At 41.6% G+C, this 5,606-nt stretch carries 6 protein-coding genes; 4 read left to right on the top strand and 2 right to left on the bottom strand.

Translation table 11 applies throughout. The features are described from left to right. Positions 1–199 precede the first annotated feature (199 nt). Entirely contained in the window at positions 200–397 is a 198-nt protein-coding gene (locus tag LC574_RS23740) for a hypothetical protein (RefSeq protein WP_229456023.1), read from the bottom strand. Between the two features lie 900 nt (positions 398–1,297). Here LC574_RS23740 and LC574_RS38205 point away from each other — a divergent pair. Both LC574_RS38205 and sds read left to right on the top strand, forming a co-directional pair. After that, the gene (locus LC574_RS38205) at positions 1,298–1,432 is read left to right on the top strand and encodes a hypothetical protein (protein WP_267871645.1); all 135 of its coding nucleotides are present in this window, start codon (positions 1,298–1,300) and stop codon (positions 1,430–1,432) included. 86 nt (positions 1,433–1,518) lie between these two features. Then, positions 1,519–2,490, top strand: coding sequence for a solanesyl diphosphate synthase (gene sds / locus LC574_RS23735; RefSeq protein ID WP_229456022.1), 972 nt, complete (start codon positions 1,519–1,521; stop codon positions 2,488–2,490). Between the two features lie 302 nt (positions 2,491–2,792). On the opposite strand, the gene LC574_RS23730 is transcribed toward sds, so the two are convergent. Then, positions 2,793–3,266, bottom strand: coding sequence for a hypothetical protein (locus tag LC574_RS23730; RefSeq protein ID WP_229456024.1), 474 nt, complete (start codon positions 3,264–3,266; stop codon positions 2,793–2,795). Positions 3,267–3,470: 204 nt separating this feature from the next. Between LC574_RS23730 and hetZ the strand changes: the two genes are divergently transcribed. Together hetZ and LC574_RS23720 are read left to right on the top strand one after the other, a co-directional pair. Beyond that, a complete protein-coding gene (gene hetZ / locus LC574_RS23725; RefSeq protein WP_229456021.1) occupies positions 3,471–4,676 on the top strand; it encodes a heterocyst differentiation protein HetZ in 1,206 nt (401 codons plus the stop codon). Further along, positions 4,669–5,606 (top strand): PatU (locus LC574_RS23720; protein ID WP_229456020.1); only part of this gene is annotated, 938 nt, incomplete at its 3' end. The genes hetZ and LC574_RS23720, both read left to right, overlap by 8 nt.

The following is a 5,606-nucleotide window of genomic DNA, read 5'->3' as shown; positions in this document are numbered from 1 at the left end:
AATGTTCTGAATTTCATCCTTAATTCTTTATTCTTCAGATAACGCCATTGATCTGAGAAAATAAAGATTATGAATTCACTGTGAGAAAAACGCTACGACACCAATTAAAAGGCAGGGGGCAGGGGGAGCAGGGGAAGCAGAGGAAGAATAACTATTGGTTATTGACCATGCCCAATACCCAATGCTCAATGCCCAATGTCTACTGACTATTGACTGCTTCAGTCACCTTTGCCCTTACTGATATCTCCTGCTTGTGTTTTCCTTCGGCAGATGAAGAAAAACTTTTAGCAACAGTCTTTGTACCCGTTCGCTTCGCCAGTGCTAATAACAGGTAGACTGTGAACAAATATCCAGACGCTAAAATAAAAATCATCATAGGTATACTTCCGTAAATCATTGTTCTACTAGCACTTTTCTAAACGAAATAAAATTCCATAAAAATAAAATTAGTAGAACCTCAGCCAAGCAAGTGCATTCTTGATGGCTGTAGCTTCCTATGGTAAAATTACCTATAGAGATAAAATTTTCTACAGACAAATAATTTATTTTCTAATGCGACTTCTTGCAGACCATAGATCCCACAGCAGTTAGATTGCTAAAAGGCAATCTAAAACTATGATTCTTTGCGGTCTACTTGATCTGCTTTATTTTTATTCACATTGCTGTGAAAGGAGCAATGCTTGCGCTCAACGTGCGCTGAAGACGTGTAGCGGCTTCCCATAGGGATATCGCATAGCTCCAAACCAGGAGTTTCGCGGCTCGTAGAAAAAATAAAAAGAATTATTTCCTTAATTTTAAGCTACGATTAATTATTTTAGACTTACATCACCAAGCCAGTAAAATCAACTACTAGGTGATTTACTTTTGGGGTGTGAATATCTGAAAAATTTAAAATTCCTATATTTTAGCGTAACACAACGACCTTAAATTTTGAGCCTATTCGACTGCTAAATTTCAAATTTTTTGAATAGCTACACTTCAGTCCTAAAGAAATTTAGTCTGACTAGTCGCCAACTTATTTAAACCACATCCATTTTGTCAATAGGTAGTATTGCTTGAATTATCCTTTGAACAGTGGCGGGAAACGTGTACAGGGAAACTATTTAATACAATTTAAGCTGATATTTATTCCCATATACGGATAATTCATGTTTTAAGTTAGTTTAAAACCTGAGTTATCAGACACCAAGTATTATTGCTTATTGACAGACGCGCCGCTAACCTTAATTATCACCGATAGACTCATAAAAAACTCCACCCACAAGGGGATGGAGTTTTTGGGCATGGGGAATAGGGCATGGGGAAGAAACTAGCTGTTTGGCCAATACCCAATGCCCAATGCCCAATGCCCCAAGCGACGGGGCGACTATCCCGGAACACCCACAAGGGGATGGAGTTTCCCGTCGCTTTCGATGAAAATGAGATTACCTGATGAAAACTTTGCGCTGGCACAGGGTTATCTTAAAATGAGTGTAGGATATGTAAACTTTCGTAACCTAAGTCAGAGTCCGCCCATCCATGACCCCAGCCACCTCCCTGTTTACCCCTGTGGAAGCAGACCTGCGATTACTAGCAGATAACCTCAAGCAGCTAGTTGGAAATCGCCACCCCATTCTGTTTGCAGCAGCCGAACATTTATTCGGTGCTGGGGGAAAGCGTATCAGACCAGCAATTGTCCTGCTAATATCGCGGGCAACAATGTTAGATCAAGAGATTACACCGCGTCATCGCCGCCTTGCTGAGATTACAGAAATGATTCATACAGCAAGTTTGGTACACGACGATGTGGTAGATGAATCACAAATGCGACGTGGTGTGCCTACTGTTCATAGTCTATTCGGTAATCGCGTTGCTGTCCTAGCAGGAGATTTTCTCTTTGCCCAATCGTCCTGGTATTTAGCAAACTTGGACAATTTGGAGGTGGTGAAACTACTCTCAGAAGTGATTATGGATTTGGCTACTGGAGAAATCCAGCAAGGAATAAATTGTTTTGATTATGGCATCTCAATAGAAACTTATCTAAAAAAGAGCTATTACAAAGCAGCTTCTTTAATTGCCAACAGTTCTAAAGCAGCTGGGTTACTTAGTGACGTTTCCCTAGAAACTGCCGAACATTTGTACGACTACGGCCGTCATCTAGGTTTGGCATTTCAGATTATGGATGACATTTTAGATTTCACCAGTACAACTGATACTTTGGGTAAACCAGCCGGATCTGATCTCAAAAGTGGTAATCTCACTGCACCAGTTTTGTTTGCCTTAAAGGAAAAACCATACCTGGAAGTGCTAATTGAACGTAAGTTTGCTCAAGAAGGGGATTTAGAGCAAGCACTAGCATTAATTCAAGATAGTCAAGGTATACAGCAGGCGCGAGAGTTAGCTGCTCACCATGCTAAGTTAGCAATTGAACATCTTGCAGTTCTCCCACCTTCAGAATCCCATCAGGCATTGATTAACATAGCTGAGTACACACTGAGTCGCCTCTATTAAAACATTTACCAGTTAACAGATACAAAATGGGACTTTAGACCCTAAGCGAAACCTACCACCTGTTCTTAGGTGGGAAATTTTGCTTAATAGTCAGCTAAAATTTGAAAAATGTTCACTGATAACTGTTTGTTAACCAATTTTAGATTAGGCGAAAAATTAAGCCGATCGCTTGGTTCTTTAAAGAACTAGAAGGTTAGTAATCGGCATTAATTTATTTTCATCAAAAACTTTTTCAAACAAATTTGAGATTTAAAATTTTGGATGTGGGATTGTATCTAAAAAATCCCACATCCAAGTTTTTTCTATGCAATATCAGGGGGTATCTGTTTAGGCGATCGCTGTTGTCGTAACTGCTTCTGCATGAGTTTTTCTAGTTCAGTTCGTCGAACTTCAACGGTATGAGTGGTCTTACCCGGCGTCTCCAAAAAAACGATGCTATCTACGGGTTCCAATGCCACCAATTGGAACAAAATATGGGTGACAGGGATAATTTTAGCTAGCATTTGAGGGTCAAGCCCAGCAGGGGAAATTAGAGAGACATCCTGTATGGTAGGGAAAGCGTAAATAACCCGCTTTTCCAATCCTGGATTAGTAAGATTGCTCAATGTAGTTAAAACCCAGCTTGACTCCGAATTTTGGAGAATGTAGTACTGGGAGTGACGTAATTTTTGAGCGATCGCTCTAAGAGCAGGAGCAATTGCTGCAATCAGATTTGGTGTTATACCATCGGGGGGTGCATTGTCAATCAGCAATTGAATTTGTGCTTCTAAATCCATAATGACTTGTATACGGCTCTTGGGTAATGGCAATAACATCTATCAAAGTGTGAACAATCCCATCGAAATTGGGAATAATAAAATCATCCACATTCTCAATGTAGGATTGGTCTGCGTTTAGCTTATACGTAAAATCAAAAAAGCCAACACCCACAGTCGTACAGGTTGTATTTAAATACGTTAGGTCTTTTGAAAACCGAGACTATGAATTCAGCCGCAACCGCAACTATTCCATCTACAAATATTCTGGGAGAAAATTCTAAAGGCGTGGAGGTGATATTTCAACTCCTGTCCAGGGAGTTTCAACAATCAACCAAAGCTTCGGAACAAAATTGCCACGATGTAGCAACACGTATTACCACCGAAGTATATCGGATTTGCCATGAAAGCAAACGTATTCAAGCTTCTGGCTCTGTAGAAAGCTCGGCAATGACCCTGGCTCGGCATCGGCTACAACAGTGTCTCAGGTACTATCAGTTGGGTTCAAATCGGGGTAGGGTAGAATTACACAGTACTCTGAGTGCAATTATTTATCGATACATTAATCCGCCTCAGAAGCAATTGAGTTATCAAGGGCGACTGACTATAATTGAAGATTTCTTACAGAGTTTTTATCTGGAGGCATTAAACGCTTTCCGGCGAGAAAATCAACTCGGTGCTACTTATCGCCCTCAGACGCTTCTAGAATTGTCCGAGTACATGGCATTTACCGAACGCTACGGCAAGCGACGCATTCCCTTACCAGGCCGTCAGCAGCAGCTAATTATCTTGCGGGCGCAAACTTTTTCTCAACAGCAGCCCCCAGAAACCAGCGTAGATATAGAACAAGCCGCAGAAGGCAGCAATAGTGAAGCCGATGGCTGTTGGGAAGAACCAGCAGTGCATCAATTACGCTCCACAATGGCAACGCAAGCCGAACCTGAACCTGAAGAAGATACTTTGCGTTCCGTTGTAGTTACAGAATTAATGAATTATCTCGAAGAACGGCAACAATCTGATTGTGCTGATTACTTTTCTCTCCGCCTCCAGGATTTATCAGCACAGGAAATTGAGTCGATTTTAGGTTTAACCCCTCGTCAGAGAGATTACTTACAGCAGCGCTTCAAGTATCATTTGATTCGGTTTGCATTATTACACCGTTGGGAATTAGTTCACGAGTGGCTAGAAGCTTCTTTGCACACCAATTTGGGCTTAACTCCCCAGCAATGGCAAGTATACACAGCACAGCTGGACAATAAGCAACGGTCTTTACTAGAGTTGAAGCAACAAGGACAAGCCGATGAAAAAATCGCAAAAACTTTAGGGCTGTCAATGGCACAACTTCAAAAACGATGGTTTAAAATTCTTGAGCAAGCTTGGGAAATTCGTAACTCATTAGTGTCCGGATCAGGTGCATCTACTCATGAATAGTGACTCAGAATCCTTACAATCTCAGTGTCTCGGTTGGTTATTGACAGATGATGTCAAAAATAACGACCAATCTGTAGAATGTGAGGAAAATGACGGGGTAAAAAACCTCCACAATGAAGCCACTGCTTCAAAAAGCAGTGAGCCAAAATTGGGAGGAACGCCCCAGACCTTTCAATTGGGAGAAATTCCTACTGTGCAAGATCGTTTCCAAGCTGTCCTTAAACATCGCTTACTAATCCAAGCCCAAGACCACCCACCTTTATTTCCTTGGGAAACACAATTAATCGAATATCCCGATTGTCTTGATGAGCCGTCAAGGACGCTCGTTCCTACCTGGGGGTGGATGGTACAACAGTCGAAGTTGAACCTGCCCCGTCCCTTACCGGAGAGAGTTTTCCAGCAATTGCTGGAACAATGTCAGGCGTTGGTGACATCTTCAATGCCTCTGGGAGCAAAATTAGTTCAAGTGGTGGAGAACTTTTTTCCCAACGAGTCTCAAGCACTAAACGATATCGCAGGACTGGTGCTAAGAAGCACCTATCGGTCTGTAAGTACTCTGGAGACAATGCCTAATATTCAGAGCGATTATTCAGATTTACAACCGCGTCAACAAATGGCTTTGTCATTGCTGGCGGCTAAACAACTGCTGGAAAATTTGACTCTACCACTTTCAGCAACTAGTCCGGTGGTAGAAAGACAATGGCTAACCACTGTCGGTAATTTAAACATCAGGGTAGAGTATCAGTCTGTAAATAAACTTACGAAGTTACTTGTTCAGGCTGAGTTACCCGTTAAAGGAACTTTGACACTTCGCGGAAGTGGAACTTTAGCAATGGCTACATGTTCGACTCCGGGATATTTAAGTGTAGAGTTAGGTTGCGAACAACTTAACCCAACTTATACTCTGGAAGTTGAGTTTCCTGAAATAGA

This window comes from Nostoc sp. CHAB 5715, from assembly GCF_020829685.1.
In the GTDB taxonomy this organism is placed as follows: Bacteria; Cyanobacteriota; Cyanobacteriia; order Cyanobacteriales; family Nostocaceae; genus Nostoc.
This window is presented reverse-complemented; position numbering and strand designations above follow the sequence as displayed.

What these genes read in the sequence shown, in the direction of transcription:
- LC574_RS23730 (WP_229456024.1), bottom strand. Translation starts at nt 3,266, where the DNA reads ATGGATTTAGAAGCACAAATTCAATTGCTGATTGACAATGCACCCCCC.
- LC574_RS23740 (WP_229456023.1), bottom strand. Translation starts at nt 397, where the DNA reads ATGATTTACGGAAGTATACCTATGATGATTTTTATTTTAGCGTCTGGA.
- hetZ (WP_229456021.1), top strand. Translation starts at nt 3,471, where the DNA reads ATGAATTCAGCCGCAACCGCAACTATTCCATCTACAAATATTCTGGGA.
- sds (WP_229456022.1), top strand. Translation starts at nt 1,519, where the DNA reads ATGACCCCAGCCACCTCCCTGTTTACCCCTGTGGAAGCAGACCTGCGA.
- LC574_RS38205 (WP_267871645.1), top strand. Translation starts at nt 1,298, where the DNA reads ATGGGGAAGAAACTAGCTGTTTGGCCAATACCCAATGCCCAATGCCCA.